Source organism: Xanthobacter sp. SG618 (assembly GCF_012932745.1).
Classification (GTDB): Bacteria; Pseudomonadota; Alphaproteobacteria; order Rhizobiales; family Xanthobacteraceae; genus Xanthobacter; species Xanthobacter flavus.
In genome coordinates this window covers 43,071-62,376 of record NZ_JABBHL010000010.1, presented here as the reverse complement: position 1 = coordinate 62,376, position 19,306 = coordinate 43,071, and the positions used below count along the sequence as shown (strand labels likewise).

Here is a 19,306-nt window from a genome sequence, read left to right as displayed (position 1 = left end):
CCGGCCGAGACCCTCGCCACCCCCTGGAGACCCGCTTTTGGCCCCGCGCACGCTGCTCATCGTCGAGGACGACCGCGAGATCCGCGCTTTGCTCGCGGACTTCCTCGGCCGCGAGGGCTATGGCGTGCTGGCGGCGGAGGATGGCGTCGCCATGGACCGCATCCTCGCCAGCGCGCGACCCGACATGGTGATCCTCGACCTCATGCTGCCGGGCGAGGACGGGCTTTCCATCTGCCGCCGCCTCCGGGCGCGGGGCGGGATGCCCATCCTCATGCTCACCGCCAAGGGCGACGACGTGGACCGCATCGTCGGGCTGGAGATGGGCGCCGACGATTATCTGCCGAAGCCGTTCAACCCGCGCGAGCTGCTCGCCCGCATCCGGGCGGTGCTGCGCCGGGCGGACGGGACGCTGGCGGAGCCCACGCCGCGCAACCGCCGCGTCGCCTTCGCCGGCTTCGTGGCCGATCTCGACGCCCGCAGCGTCGCCGAGGCCGATGGCCCTCTCCTCGATCTCACCTCGGCGGAATTCGAGCTGCTCGCATGCTTCCTGGAGCGGCCGAAGCGCGTGCTCTCCCGCGACCAGCTTCTGGACTGGACCCGCGGGCGCTCGGCGGACCCGTTCGACCGCACCATCGACGTCTCGGTCAGTCGCTTGCGGCGCAAGCTCTCCGCCGTCTCCGAAGAAGCCGCCCTGCTCATCAAGACCGTCCGCAATGGCGGCTATCTGCTCACCGCCGATGTCCGCCCGCTCTGATCCGGCGGCGGCGCGCCCCCATCGCCGGTTCGGGCTCGGCACGCGGCTGGCGCTGATCATCGTCGCCGGCCTCTTGGCGGTGCAACTGCTGATGCTCGCCGCCTACGTGCTGGAGCGCCAGCGGTCCTCCTCGCCTGTCGCCGTCCTGGTGGTGATGCAGCGGATCGCCGCGCTGGCGCAGCTGCTGGATCGGCTGCCCCCAGCCGAGCGCGATCTGGCCGTGCGCGCGACCGCCGGGCCGGGCTTCCTCGTCGCCATCCGGGCCGAGAAACCGGACATAGAGACGCCGCGCCTGCTCGGCTTTGCCGAGCGCCGGCTCCGGCTGCTCACGGGACTGCCGCCGGACCGCTTCATCGCGCTGTCGCTCGCGGGAGACGATCACCCCCACGGCCTCGTCGAGCGCCTGCGCGACCTGCGCGGCGCAAGGCTCACCGTGGCCTTTGCGCTGGCCGACGGCAGCTATCTGGAGATCGTGGCCGGAGGCGACGTGACGGTGCGCTTCCTCGGCCTGCCGGTGGGGTTCCTCGGCGGCATCCTCGGCTTCCTCGTGGCCCTCGCCGCCCTTCTCGCGGTACGGCGCGAGACCCGCCCCCTCTCCGATCTCGCGGCGGCGGTGGAGCGGTTCGGCGCCCAGCTCCAGCCCTCGCATGTGACGGAGCGCGGCGCCGCCGACATGCGGCTGGTGATCCGGACGGTGAACGCCATGCAAGCCCGCATCTCGGAGCTGGTGCGCATGCGCACCCTCGTGCTCGGCGCCATCAGCCACGATCTGCGCACCTATCTCACGCGCCTGCGGCTGCGGCTGGAACTGATGCCGCCCGGCGACCAGGTGGAGAAGGCCCGCGCCGACCTCGACGGGATGCAGGCGCTGGTGGACGACGCCCTCGCCTTCGCCCGTGCCTCCTTCGCCCCCGCCTCCGGGGAGACCGTGGATCTCGCCGCGCTGGCGCGGACCGAGTGCGAGGCGCGCCGGGCGCAGGGCGCGGCCGTCACGCTCCATGGCGCCGACGCGGAGCTGGTGGTCGCCGGCAATCGCGGCGCGCTCGCCCGCGTGCTCGCCAATCTCGTAGGGAACGCCATCGCCTATGGCACGTGCGCGGACATCACGCTTCAGGATCGCGGCGACGCGGTGGACCTCGTGGTGGAGGATCGCGGACCGGGCATTCCTGCGGGCGAACGGGAGACGGTGTTCGAGCCCTTCTACCGGCTGGAGCCCTCGCGCAACCGCGACAGCGGCGGCGCCGGGCTCGGCCTCACCATCGTCAGGCAGATCGCCGAGGGGCATGGCGGCCGCGTCACCATCCAAGACCGCCCCGGCGGCGGCGCCCGCCTCACGGTGCGGCTGCCGAAGCCGGCGCCAAACGGGCGCGTGTCCTGAGGGACGCCCTCAGTTTTTCAGCGCCGCCTCGACCCCGGCGGCCACGGCGAAGAGGGCGGCATCCGTCCCCGGTGCGCCGGCCAGCATGAGGCCGGCGGGCAGCCCGCCTTCGCCGGTGAGGGGCAGGGAGATGGCGCAGCCGTCGATCATGTTGATGAGGGTGGGGTTGCGCAGGGCCATCAGATTGGCGCGGCCATAGGCGTCGTCGTCCGTCAGAAGGTCGGCGATGCGCGGCGGGGCGATGGCGACGGTGGGCAGCGCCAGCGCGTCGAAGCCGGCGAGCCGCGCGGCGGCGCGGGCGACGAGGCCGGCGCGGGCAGCGACCAGCTCCACATAATCCGCCGCCGACTGCTCGGAGCCACGGCGCACGCGGACGGAGACGCGCGGGTCGTAGCCCTCGCCCTTCTCGGCCAGCAGGCGGCGGTGGACCGCGTAGCTTTCCGCCGCGGCGAACCCTCCCTTGGCATTGAGGGTGGCGATCTCGCCGAACTCGGGGAAGGGCGCGGAGACGATGTGCGCGCCGGCCTTGGCGAGACGCTCGAGCGCAGCCTCGAAGGCGGCGGCCACCGGCGCATCCAGCCCGTCGAGGGCGACGGTGGTGGGCACGAGAAGGCGCAGGCCCGCGACCGGGCGGGCCGGAAGCGGCGCGTCACCGCCCGAGAGGATGGCATCGAGCGTCGCGCAGCAGGCCACCGAGCGGGCGATGGGGCCGATGGAATCGAGCGTCGTTGACAGCGGGAAGGCGCCCTCGCGCGGCACGCGGCGCGCGGTGGGCTTGAAGCCGACGAGGCCGCAGAAGGCCGCCGGGATGCGGCAGGAGCCGCCCGTGTCGGTACCGAGCGCCGCATGGGCCATGCCATCCGCCACCGCTACCGCACCGCCGGAAGACGAGCCGCCGGAGACGCGCGGCGTCGTCGCCCGCTCGAAGGGGGCGGCGGGGTTGCCGGTGTGGGGGTTCATGCCGAGGCCGGAATAGGCGAACTCGGTCATGGTGTTGCGGCCGACGAGCACGAAGCCGGCCCGGCGCAGGCGCGCCACGGCGGGGGCATCAGCTTTCGCCGGAGGAGAATCGCGCAGCACCTTCGAGCCTGCCGCCGTCACCTCGCCGGCGACGTCGAACAGATCTTTCACCCCGATGGGGATGCCGGCGAAGGGCGAGGGCGCGGCCCCCGCCTTGCGCAGCAGGTCCTGCGCATCGGCGGCCGCGCGGGCCGCCTCCCGGTTCACGCGCACGAAAGCGCGCCCGCCCTCCCCGTCCGGATCATCGATACGGGCGATGCACGCCTCCACCAGCGCCCGCGCCGTGGTGCGGCCGGAGGCGAGATCATCGGCGAGGTCGGCGAGGGTGGGCAGCATGGGGGCGTCCGAAAGAAGAGAAATCAGGCCGGATCGAAATAATGGATTTCGAACAGGATGCAGCCCTTATCCGACTTGAACGGCCCGTGCACGGCGCCCGGGGGACGCACAGCATAGGTGAAGGGGGGAAAGCTCTCGCCACCCTCGCCCTTCTCGTCATTGCCCACGGTGAGGTCGCCGGAGACGAGGAACACCTCTTCCCAGTATTCGTGCACGAAGGGCTTCGTGGTGAACACGCCGGGCTCGAACCTCAGGAGGCGCGAGCGCGAGCCGGCGCGGTTCTCTTCATCGAGGCCGCCGGAGAGGATCTTCTGCTGGATGCCCGAGGGATAGCCGGGGGGCACTTCCCAGCCGGTCGTCAGGTCCAGGGTATGGAACTCGTCGTGGATCTTGTTGATGGCCATGGCTGTGTCTTCCGGTGGATCTCAGGTCACTCGGCGGCGCGGGCGACGCGCGGCGTCACCTCGTCGGCGAGGTCGTAGGAGGAGAGCATGGAGGCGAGCAGCTTCTCCGCCCCCGCCCAGTCATAGGTGCGGAAGGAATGGCCCTTCACCACGAAGGAGGCGCCCGCATAGAACATCTCGTACTGGGTGTGGCGCGAGGCGAATTCCGAGCCCACCGCATCCCAGGCGAGCTTGTAGAACTTCACCTTCTCCTCGGCGCTGGCGGCGGGAGACTGCTGGGTCTTGCCGATGAGGCGGACCAGCTCGGCATTCTCGTAATCATGCACCGAGGAGGGCAGCATGATCATGCCGCCGCCCGCCAGCTCGCGCAGGGTGGTGATGAACTTGCCGTAGAGCTGCTGGGCCAGCGTCTGCGCGGCGTAGAGGGTGTGGCGGTCGGGCACGAAATAGGGGCCGTAATGGCTGCCCTTGGCCTCCATGGCGGCCACGAAGGCATCCACCATGCCGGCCTCGGCGGCGAGCTGGCCGAGCGTCTCGCGCACCTGCGGGAAGTTGGTGGTGCCGTTCACCTCGGTGATGCGGCGGGCGATGCCGAGCAGGAACTTCAGCTTCACCGAGAGGCGGATCTGCGCCTGGTAGTTCTGGTAGACGTGCGCCGGCGTCGCATGGAACTGCTTGTTCGTCATGGCGATGTCGCGGGCGATGAAGATGCGGTCCCACGGCACCTTCACGTCGTCGAAGTAGAGCACCGCGTCATTCTCGTCGAAGCGGCTCGACAGCGGGTTGTCGAACACGCTGGGCGCGCCCGCCTCATAGGACTTGCGGGAGAGGATCTTCAGGCCCTTCGCATTCATCGGGATGCAGAAGGAGAGCGCATAGGGCTCCTCACCCTTCTGCAGGGGCTGGATGCAGGTGACGAACACCTCATTGGCCATGATGCCGCCGGTGGCCAGCATCTTGGCGCCACGCACGGTGATGCCCGAAGTGTCCTCGTCCACGATGGCCGCGGAGAGGAAGGGGTCGGCCTGCTCGGCCGCATTCTTGGAGCGGTCGGCCTGCGGGTTGATGATGACGTAGGTGAGATAGAGATCGTTGTCGCGGGCGTAGCGGTAATAGTCCGCCAGAGCGCGGGCGCGGGCCGGGTCGTAGAGCTCGAACTGGTCGAGGCCCATATACATGCCGGAGATGCAGGAGGCGACGTGATCCGGCGCGCGGCCGAGGAAGCCGCCATGCAGCTCGGTCCAGGCCTCGAGGCCCCGGCGGCGGGTCTTCAGATCCTCATAGCTGGTCGGAAGCTGCCAGATGCGGTTGGCGCGGGTGCCGGTGTCGGTCTCGAAGGTCATCAGCTCCCGGTTTTCCGGGGCGCTGTGAAAGTCGAACATCTTCCCGACCGATGCGATGGACCGGCGGAAGGCGTGATGGGTGGTGGCATCACCCACGCGCTGGCCTTCGATGAAGATTTCCCGGCCGTCCTTCAGGCTCTCGATGTGCTCGGCACCGGTCTTGATCATGGCATGGTCCTCAAGTTCGGTTCAGCCGGCGACAGCCGCAAGCGTGCGGTAGCGTCCGGCATGGAAGATAAGCGGCTCGGCCACGGCCGAGCGATGGGCGACGACGCGGGCGATGAAAACTTCGTGATCGCCGCCGCCATGGATGGCGTGGGGCACGCACTCCAGATGCGCTGCCGCACCGGCAAGCAGCGGCGCGCCGCCATGGCCGCGCAGATGGTCCACACCGGTCCACTTCTCGCCGTGAGCACGGGCGAAGCGGCCGGACAGGTCCTGCTGGTCGTGGGCGAGAACGGAGATGCCGTAGGCCGCAGCCGACCGCAGAGCCGGCAGCGAAAGCGCCGTGCGGGCAACGGAAAACAGCACCAGCGGCGGGTCGAGCGACACCGAATTGAAGGAGCTCATGGTCATGCCGATGAGCGTGCCGTCGGCCGCCTCGGCCGCCACCACGGCGACGCCGGTCGCGAACGCCCCCAGCGTCTGGCGGAAGGCGCGCGGGTCAAACTCGGTCGCGCCGGAAGAGCGGGGCGAAGACATGGGGCAATGTCCACGGAGCTAGATAGCTTTGTAATAAAGCTATTATCAAATGGGTGATGGACGTCAAGCCCCCTCCCCGGCTAAAAACATTTCCGCACGCCGCCCCTCTGCAGGGAGAGGGCCCACGGCGCGCGGGAGCACGCGTTCATGCCGAAGACGACGAACGGGCGTGGCCGGAGGCCGTTGCCTTTGACAGCGTCACGCGCCGCCTTGCTTATCGACGGTTCGGACACCGAATTCCGTGAGTTGGTGCATGACATGCTGGCGTTCGCGGCCGCCATCCAGGAGGTGCGCAATCGCCTCGGCGGCCTCATCGGCCTGTCGGGCACCCAGTACACGATCCTGATGTCCATCGCCCGACTGACCGGCAAGGTGCCCGAGCTGGGCGTCGCCACCCTCGCCGAGCACCTGCATCTCTCCGGCGCCTTCGTCACCATCGAGGTGAACAAGCTGGTTGCGGCCGGGCTCGTCAGCAAGGCCGTCAATCCGGGCGACCGCCGCCGGGTGCTCCTCGCTGTCACGCCCGAGGCGGAGCAGCGCCTCGCCGAGCTGACGCGGGTCCAGGCGCCGGCCAACGACACGTTGTTCGGACCACTCTCGGCGAGCGAGTTCCGCGCCATGCGCACCATCATCTCGAAGCTCGCGGGCACCGGCGACCGCACCCTCAAGCTGATCGACTACCTCGCCCCCGACGGGAAGATCGAGACCGCCCGCGAACAGGTCTCGCCGCTGGTGTGAGGGTCCGGGGTTGGTGGGGCCTAGAGATGCCCCGCCACGCCTCCGGCACGCTCTGACACCATGCGGCCGTCGCTCATCTCCACGATGCGGTCGAAGATGTCAGACCAGCGCGGATCGTGGGTGACCACCCCCACCGCCACCCGCCGCTCGTCGGCCAGGGCGCGGAACACCTCCATCACCTGCCGGCCGCGCGTGCCGTCCAGCGCCGCCGTGGGTTCGTCCGCCAGCAGCAGCACCGGATCGTTGGCCAGCGCGCGGGCGATGGAGACACGCTGCTGCTCGCCGCCGGAAAGCTGGGTGGGGTAATTGTCCTCCCGATGGCCAAGGCCGAACTGGGCCAGCAGCTCCCGCGCCCGCTCCCGCGCCAGCTTCGGCCTGACATCGTTGATCTCCAGCGCGATCTGCACGTTCTCCACCGCCGTCAGGAAGGGGATGAGGTTCGCCTTCTGGAAGATGAAGCCTACATGGGTGCGGCGGAAGTCGCGCAGGCTGTTGAGCTTCGTCTGCGGATCGGCGATGGGCCGGCCACGGAAGTGGACGACGCCGGTGGAGGGCGGCTCCAGCAGTCCGGCGATCATCAGGAAGGTGGTCTTGCCCGAGCCGGAGGGGCCGACGATGCCGGTCAGCTCGCCGGCATTCAGCGCCAGCGTCATGTCCGAGAGCGCGGCCACCGCATTGGGGCCGGAGAGATAGATCTTGCTGGCGCCGCGCACCTCCATCACCACCTCCGGCGACGGCGCGGCGGGACGGGGGGCGGATGCGGCATCCGGCCCGGCGAGGGCGCTCATGCCAGCACCTCCTGCGCCCGCACTCGCATGGCGCGGCGGATGGCGAACCAGCTGGCGAACAGGCTGATGAGAAGCAGGGAAAAGGCGATCCAGGCGAGGTCATCAGGCAGCAGCAGCACGGTGCGCGGGAAGTTCGGATAGAGGGTGAAGGAGATGGCCAGCGCCACCCCATAGCCCAGCACGCCGATCCACAGCGCCTGCTGCACGATGAGGCCGATGATGACCCGGTCCCGCGCCCCGATGAGCTTCAAGAGGGCGATCTGGTTGATCTTCTCCAGCGTCAGCATGTAGATCGTCAGCGCGATGATGGAGCCCGCCACCAGCAGCGTCATGGCGGTGAAGGCGAGGATCTGCACCCTGAGGCGCCACAGGCGGCCGTTCAGCAGCATGTCGCGCTCTTCGTCCTGGGTCAGCACCTCCACGTCGCCCCACGCCTTGATGCGGCGCTGCACCTCCTTCACGTCCGCATTGGGCTTTAGCTCCACCATCACCGCGGCGACGGAGCCGCCATCGCCCATGCCCATGCGCGAGCGACCCTTGGCGAGGCGGTTGAGCAGCACGGCCTCGGAAGGCAGCACGCGGTTGATGGATTGTGCATCGGGAATGGTGACGAAGAACATCCCATCACCGCCCATGTCCACCTGGCCCTTGGTGAGGCCCACCACCGTGTAGTCGTCATGGCCGAGGCGGATCACGTCGCTCACCAGGAGGCCGGTGGACTGGTCGGCGATGGCCTCGTAGCGGGTGGAACGGAAGGCGCGCCCGTCAATGAGCGGGATCCAGGCGGCGGAATCCTTGGGATAGTCCACGCCGGTCACGGCGAGGCGCACCGGCTTGCCGTCGATCGTGTATTGCTGATTGTACTGGATGAAGCGGCGGGTCCCACTGACCCCCGGCACGCCCTCCACCCGCCGGTCGAGATTGGCCGGCACGGCCGAGGTCTCTGCGAAGGGGCCGGAGCGCCCGCCCTCCACCACCCAGAGATCGGCGCCGATGTCGTTGATGATGAGCAGCGCCTCGTGGACGATGCCCCGATAGAGGCCGATCATCCCCATGGTGGCGCCCAGAAGCATGCCGATGCCCACCGCCGTCAGCGCGAAACGCAGGGCGGAAAAGCGCATGTCTCTCAGGGCGATGTTCATGATGCGCTTTTCATGGCACCGCCTCAGGGCAGCCGGGTGCCGAGGCTGACCGGCTGGAAGGCGTAGCGCCCGGCCGGGGCCAGCACCACGTCGCCCTCCTTCAGGCCGCGCGTCACCACCACGTTGGAACCGCTGATGTAGCCCAGCGTCACCGGCGTCCAGCTGGCGCGGCCGCGCTGGGCCAGCCACACCCCGGCCCGTCCGTCGCGGCGCATCACCAGCGATTCCGGGATGCCGATGACCTGCTCGGGCGATTGCGCCTCCACCGCCACATTGGCGCGCTGGCCCATGGCCCAGCTGTCGGGCAGGGAATCGAGGGTGATGTCGGCGGTGAACTCGCGCGTTTCCTGGTCCACCTGCCGCGACAGGCGCAGCACGCGCCCGTTCCACACCCGCCCCGGATCGGCGGCGAAGGTGACGCGCGCCGGCTGGCCGGCCTTGATGGTGGCGCGGGCGGATTCGTCGAAGCGGGCGGAAATGATGATGGAGGAGAGCTCCACCACCTGCATCAAATTGGCGCCGGGCAGCAGCAGGTCGCCGGGATTGCGCTCGCGGGAGATCACCACGCCGTCCAGCGGCGCGCTGATGGTGGCCTCGCCGAGGCGCGCCTCCAGCACCTTCACATTGGCCTCCTGGGAGAGGACCTGCGCCCGCGCCCGCTCGATGCCGGCCTCCGAACGGGCCATGTCCGCCTCGGCCTGCTTGAAGGCGGCTTCCGTGGTGGTCAGCTCCGCCTGCGAGGCGGCGTTGAGGCGCACGAGGGTCACGCGGCGCTCATATTCGATCTTGGTCTTGTCCAGCACCGCCTGCGCGCGGGCGCGGTCGGCCTGCGCCTCCGTAACCATGCGCCCGGCGGCGCTCGCTTCCGCCTGGGCGGCGGCGAGCTGGTTCTGCAGGTCGACGGATTCGAGGCGGGCCAGCACCTGCCCGCGCTTCACGCTGTCGTTGCGGTCGGCCTCGATGGCCTTGAGGAAGCCCTGGATGCGGCTCGTCACCACCACGCGGTTGATGGCGTCGAGGAGGCCTGGGCCGTTGATCTCGAGGCTCATCATCCGCAGCCGCACCTCGTGGTACGCCACCGGGGTCGGCAGCACGTACCACCAGAAGCCGGCGCCGCCGGCAGCGAGGGCCAGCAGCATCACCACGGCGAAGCGCCGCCACCCGGCCGAATGGTCGGGCTTGAGATGAACGGGCTGGACGCGCTCCGGCTTCACGGGCGTCCCCCGCGACGCACGCCGGTGGGGGACGCTAAGTCTTCGCTGACGCTCACGCGGGCTGCTCCTCGTCCGCATCGACGATGGCGGTGCAGCCCTCGCCGCCGAGTTCCATCCGGTCCAGCACCTCCTCCAAGAGGCCGCGCCCTTCGGCGGGAGTCAAGGCGGTGAGGTCGAAGCCGAGGCGGTAGGCGAGCCCGTCCGTGCTCTGGAAGGAGCGCAGGTCGAACTCGTTGATGGCGTAGCGCATGAGCCGCGAGCTGACGGGCGCGACCTTGATGTGGCCGAGGTCCAGCACCTCGCTCTTGCCCTGCCGTTGCAGCGTCGATGTGGTGGCGCCGCGGGCGAAGCGGTCGGGCGCCTGCATGCCGGTCTGGTACAAAGCGAGGTAGGAGCCGGCGGCGATCACCTCGTCATGCACCGCGCCGTCCAGCGCCGCATATTCGAACGGCACATAGGGCATGGCCCGGTTGAGCTGGTCGGCGAGGCTCGCGGCCAGCGTCTCCAGCTGCGGCAGCGCGCGGGCCGGCGCCCGGAGCAAAGCCGAGCCGGCGACCCAGCTGATGAAGCCGTTGAGCCGGCGGTCCGTGCGCATGGCGGCGGGCACGTTCAGCATCACGTCGTCCACCCCGCCACGCGCCGCCACCGTCTGCGCGACGGCGGCGATGAGCAGCGCCGTCTCGGTGACGCCGGAGGCCCGGGCGCGGGCTTGCAGCCGTTGCTGGCCGTCGGCGCTGAGGAAGGCGAACATCTCGCCGGACGGCCCGCCCTGGGTGAGGTCGAAGTTCGGCGCAAGGCCCTTGGCCCGGCGGCCGAAGTGCGGCACCGGCGGCGGGTCCACCGCATAGAGGCTGCGCAGATAGGCGTCGCGCTCGGCCATGAAGACCGGGTCCGTCGCCCGCTCGAACGTGTTGACGTAGGTCGCGACATCCATCTCCGGCGGTGGCAGCGGGATGCCGAGGAAGGCCTGGAACAGCTCTTCCACGAACAGGCCGAGGGACCAGCCGTCGAACACCGTGTGGTGCCCGTGCGCCACCACCACGTCGCCCTCCGGCCCGCAGCGCAGGACGGTGATGCGATAGGGCGGGTTGGTGAAGGGGTCCATCTCGTCGTCCATCAGGGCGGCGATGCGGGCGTCCACGGCCTCACCGGCCTCGGGCATGTCCTCCACCACCAGCGGCGGCTCGCCGGGGGGCAGGATGAACACGCGCGGGCGCCCGTCATCGCCGAGGACGAAGCGCGAGCGCAGCGCCTCCTGCCGCTCCTCCACCAGCCGCAGCGCGCGGCGCAGGCGTTCGAGGTCCATGCGCGGGGTGATGCGGAAGGCGCGGTTGACCGTCCAGGCCGAGCGGCAGGCATGGCCGGTCTCGGGCTTCAGGAAGGAGCGCAGCAGCAGGCCCTGCTTGAGCGAGAGGGGCACCTCCCGCTCGCCGCTCACATGCACCGGCGCGGACGCCGCCGCCACCGGCTCGGGCACTGCCGCGGCGGAGCGGCGCAGGGGCTCGGCGGGGGCGTGCCATGTGGCGTCGCAGACGCTTGCGGCACTGCCGCCGAGGGCTTCCAGCGTGGTGGCGAAGGCATCGATGAAGGCCTTCCCGCCCCCGGCGTCGAAGGCCGCCGTGTCGAGGGCGAGGACGAGCCGCACGCCGTCGCCCTCCGCCAGAGCATCGAGCCGCAGCTCGTTGAACGGATCGGCCAGCGCCGCCAGCGGATCGGCGATGCCGAGCGCGGCGAGAGCCGAGGCGGACGCGGCATCCAGATAGGAGAAGCCCAGTTGCCGGAGCGCCGCCCCGGCGGCATTGAGCTTGGCCCCGAGAATGGCTTCCAGCGCCGCCGTGTCGATGGCCCGATGATCGCGGGCCATGGCGAGGCGCTGGCGGGTGCGGCGCACCAGCCGGTCGGCTTCGCACAGCCGATCCAGCAGCAGTGGCACGGAGGTGGAGACCGGGCCGAGCAGCCCGTCGCGTCGCGCCGGGTCGTGGCACTCGATGGCGAGCGCAATCGCGCTGTGCCGTGTGGCGAGGGTGCGTGCGAAAGCGGAGAGCAGCAGCGCCTCCTGCTCGGTCGCCGGCAAGGCGGCGAAGCCGGGCATGGCGATGCGGGCGGAGATGCGCCCCACCGGACCACGATTGATGCCGAAGCCGGCCGGCGCCAGCGCCAGCGAGCGCACGCCGGTGGCGAGAGCGGGCGGCACCGCGCGCAGCACTTCCTTCCAGAAGGCGAGATGGCGCCCCTGCTCCGGCGAGCCATCGGCCGGCCGCCCCTCCGCCGCAAACGCAGTGACAGGCGCGCCGGGCGCGGGGGCCGTCTCCACGGCCGCGATCAAAGCAACGAGGGCGAGATGGGGCGAAAGCGCATCCGCCGCCGCGCGGTGGGCGCGGGCATGGAGCGTGAGCGTGCCATCCTCACCCTTGGAGACGCCGAACCGCCACAGCGGCCCCGGCTGCGTCACCGGCGCGAGGGCTTCGGCGGAGGTCACCCATTCAAGGTCCGGCGCGCCGTTCAGCACGATGGCGCCGGTCTCGGTGGCGGTGAGGCGCAAGGCATCCTGCGCCGCCGCGAGGTCCGCCAGCGCTCGCGCCAGCGGCTCGAAGGCAAGGCCAGTCGGGACGGGGCGTGACGCCGCCACCTCCAGCGCGCCGCGCACCGCCTGCGTGGTCATGGGACGGGTGGCGAGGGCAAGCATCGCCTCCTGCCGCACCAGCGGACGGAAGGCGAGCGGGCCGGCGCTTCCGGCCGCCCCTTCGCCGCCGGCCGCGAGGGCTTCCGCACTCGCCGCGCGGGCCTTCTGCGCCGCCTCGAAGGTGGCGGCCACCACGCCGGACAGGCCGGTGATGGTGGGCGTCTGCAGGAACTTGGCCACCGGGATGTTCACATCCACATGGGCCTCGATGCGGTTCTTCAGCTCGAAGGAGGAGAGGGAATCGAGCCCCAGCTCCGACAGGCGCCGGTCGGGCGGGATATCGGCGGCGGCCACCTTCAGCACCTTCGCCACCTCGCCGCGGATGAGATCGGCGAGCATGGCGTCCCACTGTTCGCGGGGGGCGGCGAGAAGATCCGCCTGGATGCGCGAGCGGCCGGCCGAGCGCTGCGCCAGGAGCGGCTTCACGCGGCCGGTGGCGGCGGTGCGCGCCAGCGCGCGGGCGATGGCGGACCAGTCGGCGCGGGCGAAGGCGGGGTTCTCCCCCTCCGCGCGCAGGAGCGTGCCCAGCGAAGCCGCCGCCTCGGTGTCCGGCACCGGCTTCATGCCGATGCTTTCGAGATAATTGCCCAGCGCCTCCGAACGGGAGACGAAGCCCGAGCCGGCGATGGAGCCCCACGCCACCGACGAGCCGGCGACGCCGCGCCCCTTGCGGAACGAGCCCAGCGCATTGAGAAAGGCGTTGGCCGCCGTGTAGTTGGCCTGCCCCGGGCTGCCGATGACCTGCGCCAGCGAGGAGAAGCTGACGAAGAAATCCAGCGCCACGCCGTGCTTGGCCACCGCGCGATGCAGGCTCCAGCCGCCGCCCACCTTGGGGCGGATGACACGGCTGATCTGCGCCGCGTCGAGCTGGGCGAGGAAGCCGTCCTCGATCACCGCCGCGCCGTGGACGATGCCCTTCAGCGGCTTGTCGGACGCGGCATGGGCCGCGATCACCGCCTCCACCGCTTCCGGGTCGGTGACATCGAGGGCGAGCGGCACCACCTGCGTGCCCCGCGCCGCGATGGCGGCGATGACCGGCGCCGCATCCTCATCCGGCGTGCCGTTGCGGCCCGCGAGCAGCAGGCGCCCGGCACCGGCCTTGCTCAGATAATCCGCCACCGCGACACCGAAGCCGCGCAGGCCGCCGGTGACGAGATAGCTCGCCTCCGCCGAAAGCTGCATCGGCTGGGCGAGGTCGATTTCCACCTCCACCTCCGGCTCGTCGAAGGTGAGCACCACCTTGCCGATGTGCTGCGCCTTGGCGAACAGCCGCATGGCATCCGCCGCCCGCGATACGGGGAAGCGCGTCGCCACAAGCGGCCGGTAGGCACCGCGCGCCACTTCCGCCTCCACCGCCCGCAGCAAAGAGGAGAGCCGCGCGGGGCGCTCGTCGGCGATGGTGGAAAGGTCGATGACGGAATAGGAATTGTTGTAATAGAGGGACTTGAGGCCGATGGGCTTGTCCTGCGCGAGGTCGCGCTTGCCGATCTCCACAAAGCGGCCGAACGGCGCGAGGCATTCCAGCCCCTTGTCGATGCCCGCGCCGGAGAGGGCGTTCAGCACCACATCCACGCCGCGCCCGCTCGTGGCCGCACGCACGTCCTCGGCAAACTCCAGGCTGCGTGAGTTCATCACGCAGGTGATGCCCAGAGCCCGCAGATGATCTCGCTTTGCGTCCGAGCCAGCGGAAGCGAGGATGCCGGCGCCGATATTGCGCGCCACCTGGATGGCCGCGAGACCCACGCCGCCGGTGGCGAGATGCACCAGCACCTGCTCCTCCGGCAGCAGGCGGCCGATGTCCACCAGCGCATAATGGGCGGTCATGAAGGCGGCCGGCAGGGTCGCCGCGTCCTTCAGGTCCACGTGATCCGGCACGTGCATGAGGAAACGGGCATCGGCGGCGGCGAAGCGGCGCAGGAAGCCCTTGCCCATGCCCATCACCCGGTCGCCGGGCGAAAAGCCGGTGACGCCTTCGCCCACCATCTGGATGGTGCCGGCGAATTCGAGGCCGAGATTGCGCCACCACGCCCCCGCCCCGTCCTGCTCGTCGGGCAGGATGGAGGTGGCGGCCATGATGTCGCGGAAGTTGAGGCCCACGGCCGCGACTTCCACCACCACCTCGCCCGCTTTGGGGGTGGGATAGGGGCAGGCGCGCAGCACCACATTGTCGATGACGCCGGGCTGGGTCATCGTCACCGTGAAGTTGGAGCGGTCGGTTGCCGCCGCGATCACCCGATGCTTCGGCGCCTGGGCGGAAAGCTCGCTCTGGCGCAGGCGCGGCACGAGGCGTCCGGCGCCGCGCAGCACGATCTCCGCCTCCGCGCTCTCCTCCGCCACCGCCTGGGCGAGGGTCGCCCCGGCCGCGAAGGCCGAAGAATCCGAGTCCACATGGCGGACGGCGAATTCGGGGCATTCATTGGCGATGGTGCGGGTGAGGCCGAGGAGCGGCGCGTCGGCGAGGCCGTCCGTGGTCATGGCGCCGTCGCCCGGCACCCGCCGCCCGGCGCGGCCGAGCACCACGAGGGTGGGCCGCAGGGGCGCGGTGCGCAGGCGATCCAGCGCCTTGCCCACCGTGACAAGGCCATTGGCGGCGGGCTCCACGGCTGCCAGCAGCGCCGGCGTGGACAGGGCATCCGCATCGGCGAGGTGGGCGCCAATGGTGGCGGCATAGAGGATGCCGGCGAGGCCTTCCGGCGATGCGAGCATCGCCTCCACCTGCGCGGTGAAGGCATCGGCTTCCATGGCGAACAGGGGCGCCGGGTCCATGGTCTCCACCGTGGAGCCCTGAGCCTCCAGCGCGGCGGCGAGCGGGGCGGTCTCGGCCGCATCGCCGGTCACCAGCAGCCAGCGGCCGGTGCGCAGCGGGGCCGGAGCCTTGTCGGCGTCGCTCTCATAGGTCTCGTCGATGACGACGGCGCCCTCGCTGGTCGACGCCTTCAGCGCGCCCAGCGTCTTCACCTGCAGGTTCTCCACCGCCAGCAGCGGGGTGCCGTCGGTGGCGTAGACGCGATAGATGCCGGTGTCGTCGCGCGGATCAGTGAAGAATTCGCAGATCACCTCGCTCGGCAGCGGCCCGGCCACCATCACCTTGCGGATGCCCACGGGGAGCATGAGGCGATATTTGCCGCCCACCTCGTCCATCTCCGGCAAGGGCTCGCCGGGGATCCAGAGGCCTGCCTCCACGTCGTCCACCACGAGGCCGGCCTGCAGCACGGAATCGAACAGGCCGGGGAAGGCGACAAAGCCGGTGCGCCGCGCCGCCTCGGCGCTGACGATGCGCGCCACCGCATGGCGCGGGCCGGGCAGCCACAGCGCCTCCACCGCCTGGAAGGAAGGGCCGTAATCGAGCCCGTGGCGGGCGGTGAGGCGATAGAAATCCTCCCGCGTGATGGCGGGGGTACCGGAGAGCACGGCCGGATCGAACGTCGCTTTGGGAAGCGTGAAGGCGTGCTGCCAGCCATAGGCCTCCACCCGCAGGCGCCAGTCCTCCTCGGTGTCGCGCTTCAAAGAGGAGATGCGCAGGCGGCTGGTGACGGGATCATAGGAGGTGCGCAGCAGCACCACGTCGTCGGAACCGATGGAGAGCGCCTCCATGATCTTGAAGTCGCGCAATTCCACCGGCGCCGCGCCGAACAGCTCGCGCAGCGCCGCCGCCATCATCTCCACATAGCCGACGGTGGGGAACAGGCAGTCGCCGCCGGGGCGATGGTCGGCGAGATACTTCAGGCTTTTCAGCGTGATCTCGTTGGTCCAGGCCGGCTCCGGCCCGCTCTCGCGCCAGCCCAAGAGCGGGTGGCGGTCGGTGTCGAACAGGAATTGCCGAGCCTCCAGCGGCAGTTGCACCAGCCGCTCGGTGACCCACGGGCGGCGCGGCAAGGCCAGATGCTCAGGGCGGGCGGGGGCATCGGCCTCCCCGTCCTTGGCCGCCTCGGTCCAGTCGAAGCCGACGCCGTTCACATAAAGGTTCGCCATGGAGCGGGCCATGACGAGCCGGTCGTCGCCGTTGCGCTCCAGCGAGGGCACAGCGACCACCGACGCATTGCGCTCCTGCGCGATGCCGTGGATGAGCGGCGTCACCGTGCGGTGCGGCCCCAGTTCCAGGAAGGCGTCGATGCCGAGATCGAGGCAGAAATCGATGGCCTTCTTGTAATTCACCGGCTGGCGCAGGTTCTGCCACCAGTATTCGCTGTCGAACCGCGTCTCCAGCATGGCGGTGACGGTGGAGACGATGGGGATGGATGGCGGCTTCCAGTCGATCTCGCCGAGGCCCTCGCGAAACTTCGCCTCGCAATCGTCGAGGTGGGGCGAGTGCCAGCCGAAATCCATGGTGAGGCGGCGGGCGGTGACATCCGGGAACAGCCGGCGCACCTCGGCGAGCACGGCATCCACCGGGGCTTCCATGCCGGAGATGGTCTGCGCGGTGGGGCCGTTATAGGCCGCCACCACCACGCTGCCGTCATCGGGCAAGAGCGGCGCGAGCTGGTCGAAGGTGACGCCCAGCGTCGCCATGGCGCCGCGCCGCGTACTGCCGTGGGGGATGAGGCCGCGGTGGTAGATGATCTTGGCGCAGGTTTCGAGATCGATACAGCCGGCGATATAGGTGGTCGCCACCTCGCCGAAGCTGTGGCCCACCAGCAGCTCGGGGGTCAGGCCGCGCTCGCGCCACATGCGGTAGAGGCCGACCTGCATGGTGAAGATGGAGGCCTGCGTCACGTCCGCATCATTGATGCGGGTCTTGTCCTCGGCCTTCAGCACCTCCTCCACCACGGACCAGCCGGTCCACGGCTTCAGCACGGCGTCGAACTCCTCCACGAAGGCGCGGTAGGTGGGCTCGGTGGTGAGCAGCTTGCGGCCCATGGCCCACCATTGCCCGCCCTGGCCCGAGAAGGTGAAGGCGAGCCGGCGCGGCCGGGCGCGGCCGGTGATGATGTAGGGGGCGACAGCCTCCGCCTCCTCGGCCGGCGCATCGGCGCCGAGCGCCAGCATGCGCAGCTTGTGGGGCAGATCCTGCGCCGCGCGGTCGGCGAGGAGGACAGCGCGCTCGCTGAGATGGTCGCGGCTGGTCTTCAGCACCTGCGAGAGGCTGTCATAGGACACGCCGGCGAGGGCGCCGCCCATGTCCACCGCCTCGGCCAGTTCCTCGGCCCAGAGGGCGAGCGCCGGCTTGCCGTTGGCGGACAGCGGAATGAAGGCGGGATCATCCGAGGGAACGGCCCGCGCGGGCGCGGCCTTCGCGGCGCGTCCGCCGCCGTGCCAGCTCTCCACCGCCACCGAGGCATTGGTGCCGCCGAATCCGAAGGAGTTCACCACGCTGAGGCGCACCCCGTCCTCGGCATCGTAGGGCGTCGGCTCCACCGGGACTTTCAGGCCGAGGGCGTCGAACGGGATGTTGGGGTTCGGCCGCTCGAAATTCAGGTTGGGCGGGACCACGCCATGGTGGGCCGAAAGCACGATCTTGATGAGGCCGGCGATACCGGAGGCGGATTCCAGATGCCCGAGATTGGGCTTGAAGGAGCCCACCAGCACCGGCCGGTCCACCCGCCCCGCGCCGAACACGCGGCCGATGGCGCTGGCCTCGATGGGGTCGCCCACCGGCGTGCCGGTCCCGTGGGCTTCCACATAGCCGACGTCCTCCGGATCGATGCCGGTCTGTTCCAGCAGGCTGTTGAGCATGGCCGTCTGGGCCACGTCGCTGGGGGCGGTGAGGGTCGGCGTGCGGCCGTCCTGGTTCACGGTGGAGCCGCGCAGCACGCCATAGATGCGGTCGCCGTCCGCCACCGCGCGGGCGAGCGGCTTCAGCAGAACGAGGCCGCAGCCCTCGCCGCGCACGAAGCCGTCGGCGCGGGCATCGAAGGTGTAGATGGCACCCGTCGCGGACAGCATGTTGGCACTGGAGAAGGCGACGAACGGGCCGGGGTCCAGCATCATGTTCACGCCGCCGGCGAGCGCCACGTCGCAGGTGCCCATGGAGAGATGGCGGATCGCCTGGTCCACCGCCACCAGCGCCGAGGAGCAGGCGGTGTCGAGGGCGATGCTCGGGCCGGTAAGGTCGAGCCGGTGGGAGATGCGGTTGGCGGCGATGGAATAGGCCGATCCCGTGCCCGCGAAGATGTCGGTGGCGACGCGCCGGTAGCGCTGGGAATAGCTGAAGTCGGACGTGGAAATCCCGACGAACACGCCGGTGCGCTTCTTCTGCAGCGTGCGCAGCGTGATGCCGGAATCCTCGACGGTCTCGAACGCCACCTGCAGCAGCAGCCGCTGCTGCGGGTCCATGGACATGACCTCCCGCGGGGCCATGTCGAAGAAGGCCGGATCAAAGCTGAAGACGTCGCCGGTGAGAAAACCGCCCCATTTGGAATAGGAGCGCCCCGCGCATTCGGGGTCCGGATCGTAATAGTTGCGGTAATTCCAGCGATCCGCCGGAATTTCCCGGATGCCGCATCTTTTGCCGACGAGGAAGGACCAGTAATCCGATCCGCTCGCGATGCCGCCGGGAAACCGGCAGCCGATGCCGACCACGGCGACCGCCAGAGTTTCGGTGGCCTGCGTTTCGGTGAGAGAGTGGGAGATGACGGCTTTCAACTCGCCGTCGAGCAGATCGACACTGTCCATCGGAAGCGCCCCCTTCCGTGTGATCCCGCACCGCAAAATAGGCTCATATCAAAAATATTGTCATCACCAATTCTTGAGCTTTTGCATAAATACTTTGAGACGGTACCATAATAGGAATAACGCTTACCAGATTACCGATCATTCTGCTTTATTTTCGGGCAGCGTGAACAAGATTAATGCGCCAATACTCAA

Annotated in this window: 11 protein-coding genes; 3 read left to right on the top strand and 8 right to left on the bottom strand. The window is 69.9% G+C overall.

Annotation, left to right across the window (positions count from 1 at the left end; translation table 11 throughout):
* The first annotated feature begins 37 nt into the window (after positions 1–37).
* Both FHT36_RS22165 and FHT36_RS22160 read left to right on the top strand, forming a co-directional pair.
* Positions 38–754 (top strand): response regulator, encoded by a 717-nt coding sequence (locus FHT36_RS22165; protein ID WP_169124639.1) that lies wholly within the window; start codon positions 38–40, stop codon positions 752–754.
* On the top strand, positions 738–2,132 hold the full coding sequence (locus tag FHT36_RS22160; protein ID WP_169124638.1) for an ATP-binding protein: 1,395 nt from the start codon (positions 738–740) through the stop codon (positions 2,130–2,132). Before FHT36_RS22165 ends, FHT36_RS22160 begins: the two co-directional genes overlap by 17 nt.
* Positions 2,133–2,141: 9 nt before the next feature.
* On the opposite strand, the gene FHT36_RS22155 is transcribed toward FHT36_RS22160, so the two are convergent.
* From FHT36_RS22155 to FHT36_RS22140, 4 genes are read right to left on the bottom strand one after another with little or no spacing between them, the layout of a single operon-like run.
* Complete coding sequence (locus tag FHT36_RS22155) at positions 2,142–3,488, bottom strand: amidase (protein ID WP_169124637.1); 1,347 nt, start codon at positions 3,486–3,488, stop codon at positions 2,142–2,144.
* 23 nt (positions 3,489–3,511) lie between these two features.
* Entirely contained in the window at positions 3,512–3,892 is a 381-nt protein-coding gene (locus FHT36_RS22150) for a cupin domain-containing protein (RefSeq protein ID WP_169124636.1), read from the bottom strand.
* A gap of 26 nt (positions 3,893–3,918) precedes the next feature.
* Entirely contained in the window at positions 3,919–5,403 is a 1,485-nt protein-coding gene (locus FHT36_RS22145) for a 4-hydroxyphenylacetate 3-hydroxylase family protein (RefSeq protein WP_169124635.1), read from the bottom strand.
* 21 nt (positions 5,404–5,424) lie between these two features.
* Entirely contained in the window at positions 5,425–5,937 is a 513-nt protein-coding gene (locus tag FHT36_RS22140; RefSeq protein WP_169124634.1) for a flavin reductase family protein, read from the bottom strand.
* Positions 5,938–6,195: 258 nt separating this feature from the next.
* Between FHT36_RS22140 and FHT36_RS22135 the strand changes: the two genes are divergently transcribed.
* Entirely contained in the window at positions 6,196–6,675 is a 480-nt protein-coding gene (locus tag FHT36_RS22135; protein WP_246702382.1) for a MarR family winged helix-turn-helix transcriptional regulator, read from the top strand.
* 20 nt (positions 6,676–6,695) lie between these two features.
* On the opposite strand, the gene FHT36_RS22130 is transcribed toward FHT36_RS22135, so the two are convergent.
* The 4 genes from FHT36_RS22130 to FHT36_RS22115 are packed head-to-tail and all read right to left on the bottom strand — an operon-like array spanning position 6,696 to position 19,114.
* Positions 6,696–7,463 (bottom strand): ABC transporter ATP-binding protein, encoded by a 768-nt coding sequence (locus FHT36_RS22130; protein ID WP_169124632.1) that lies wholly within the window; start codon positions 7,461–7,463, stop codon positions 6,696–6,698.
* Positions 7,460–8,605: an ABC transporter permease gene (locus tag FHT36_RS22125; RefSeq protein ID WP_169124631.1), complete on the bottom strand. Its 1,146-nt coding sequence runs from the start codon at positions 8,603–8,605 to the stop codon at positions 7,460–7,462. Before FHT36_RS22125 ends, FHT36_RS22130 begins: the two co-directional genes overlap by 4 nt.
* Before the next feature lie 23 nt (positions 8,606–8,628).
* Positions 8,629–9,819 (bottom strand): efflux RND transporter periplasmic adaptor subunit, encoded by a 1,191-nt coding sequence (locus FHT36_RS22120; RefSeq protein WP_169124630.1) that lies wholly within the window; start codon positions 9,817–9,819, stop codon positions 8,629–8,631.
* Between the two features lie 52 nt (positions 9,820–9,871).
* Entirely contained in the window at positions 9,872–19,114 is a 9,243-nt protein-coding gene (locus tag FHT36_RS22115) for a type I polyketide synthase (RefSeq protein ID WP_169124629.1), read from the bottom strand.
* Positions 19,115–19,306 lie beyond the last annotated feature (192 nt).

Excerpts from the sequence above, each read along its gene's own strand:
- FHT36_RS22115 (WP_169124629.1), bottom strand. The coding sequence starts at position 19,114 with ATGGACAGTGTCGATCTGCTCGACGGCGAGTTGAAAGCCGTCATCTCC.
- FHT36_RS22125 (WP_169124631.1), bottom strand. The coding sequence starts at position 8,605 with ATGAACATCGCCCTGAGAGACATGCGCTTTTCCGCCCTGCGTTTCGCG.
- FHT36_RS22140 (WP_169124634.1), bottom strand. The coding sequence starts at position 5,937 with ATGTCTTCGCCCCGCTCTTCCGGCGCGACCGAGTTTGACCCGCGCGCC.
- FHT36_RS22130 (WP_169124632.1), bottom strand. The coding sequence starts at position 7,463 with ATGAGCGCCCTCGCCGGGCCGGATGCCGCATCCGCCCCCCGTCCCGCC.
- FHT36_RS22155 (WP_169124637.1), bottom strand. The coding sequence starts at position 3,488 with ATGCTGCCCACCCTCGCCGACCTCGCCGATGATCTCGCCTCCGGCCGC.
- FHT36_RS22145 (WP_169124635.1), bottom strand. The coding sequence starts at position 5,403 with ATGATCAAGACCGGTGCCGAGCACATCGAGAGCCTGAAGGACGGCCGG.
- FHT36_RS22160 (WP_169124638.1), top strand. The coding sequence starts at position 738 with ATGTCCGCCCGCTCTGATCCGGCGGCGGCGCGCCCCCATCGCCGGTTC.
- FHT36_RS22135 (WP_246702382.1), top strand. The coding sequence starts at position 6,196 with ATGCTGGCGTTCGCGGCCGCCATCCAGGAGGTGCGCAATCGCCTCGGC.
- FHT36_RS22150 (WP_169124636.1), bottom strand. The coding sequence starts at position 3,892 with ATGGCCATCAACAAGATCCACGACGAGTTCCATACCCTGGACCTGACG.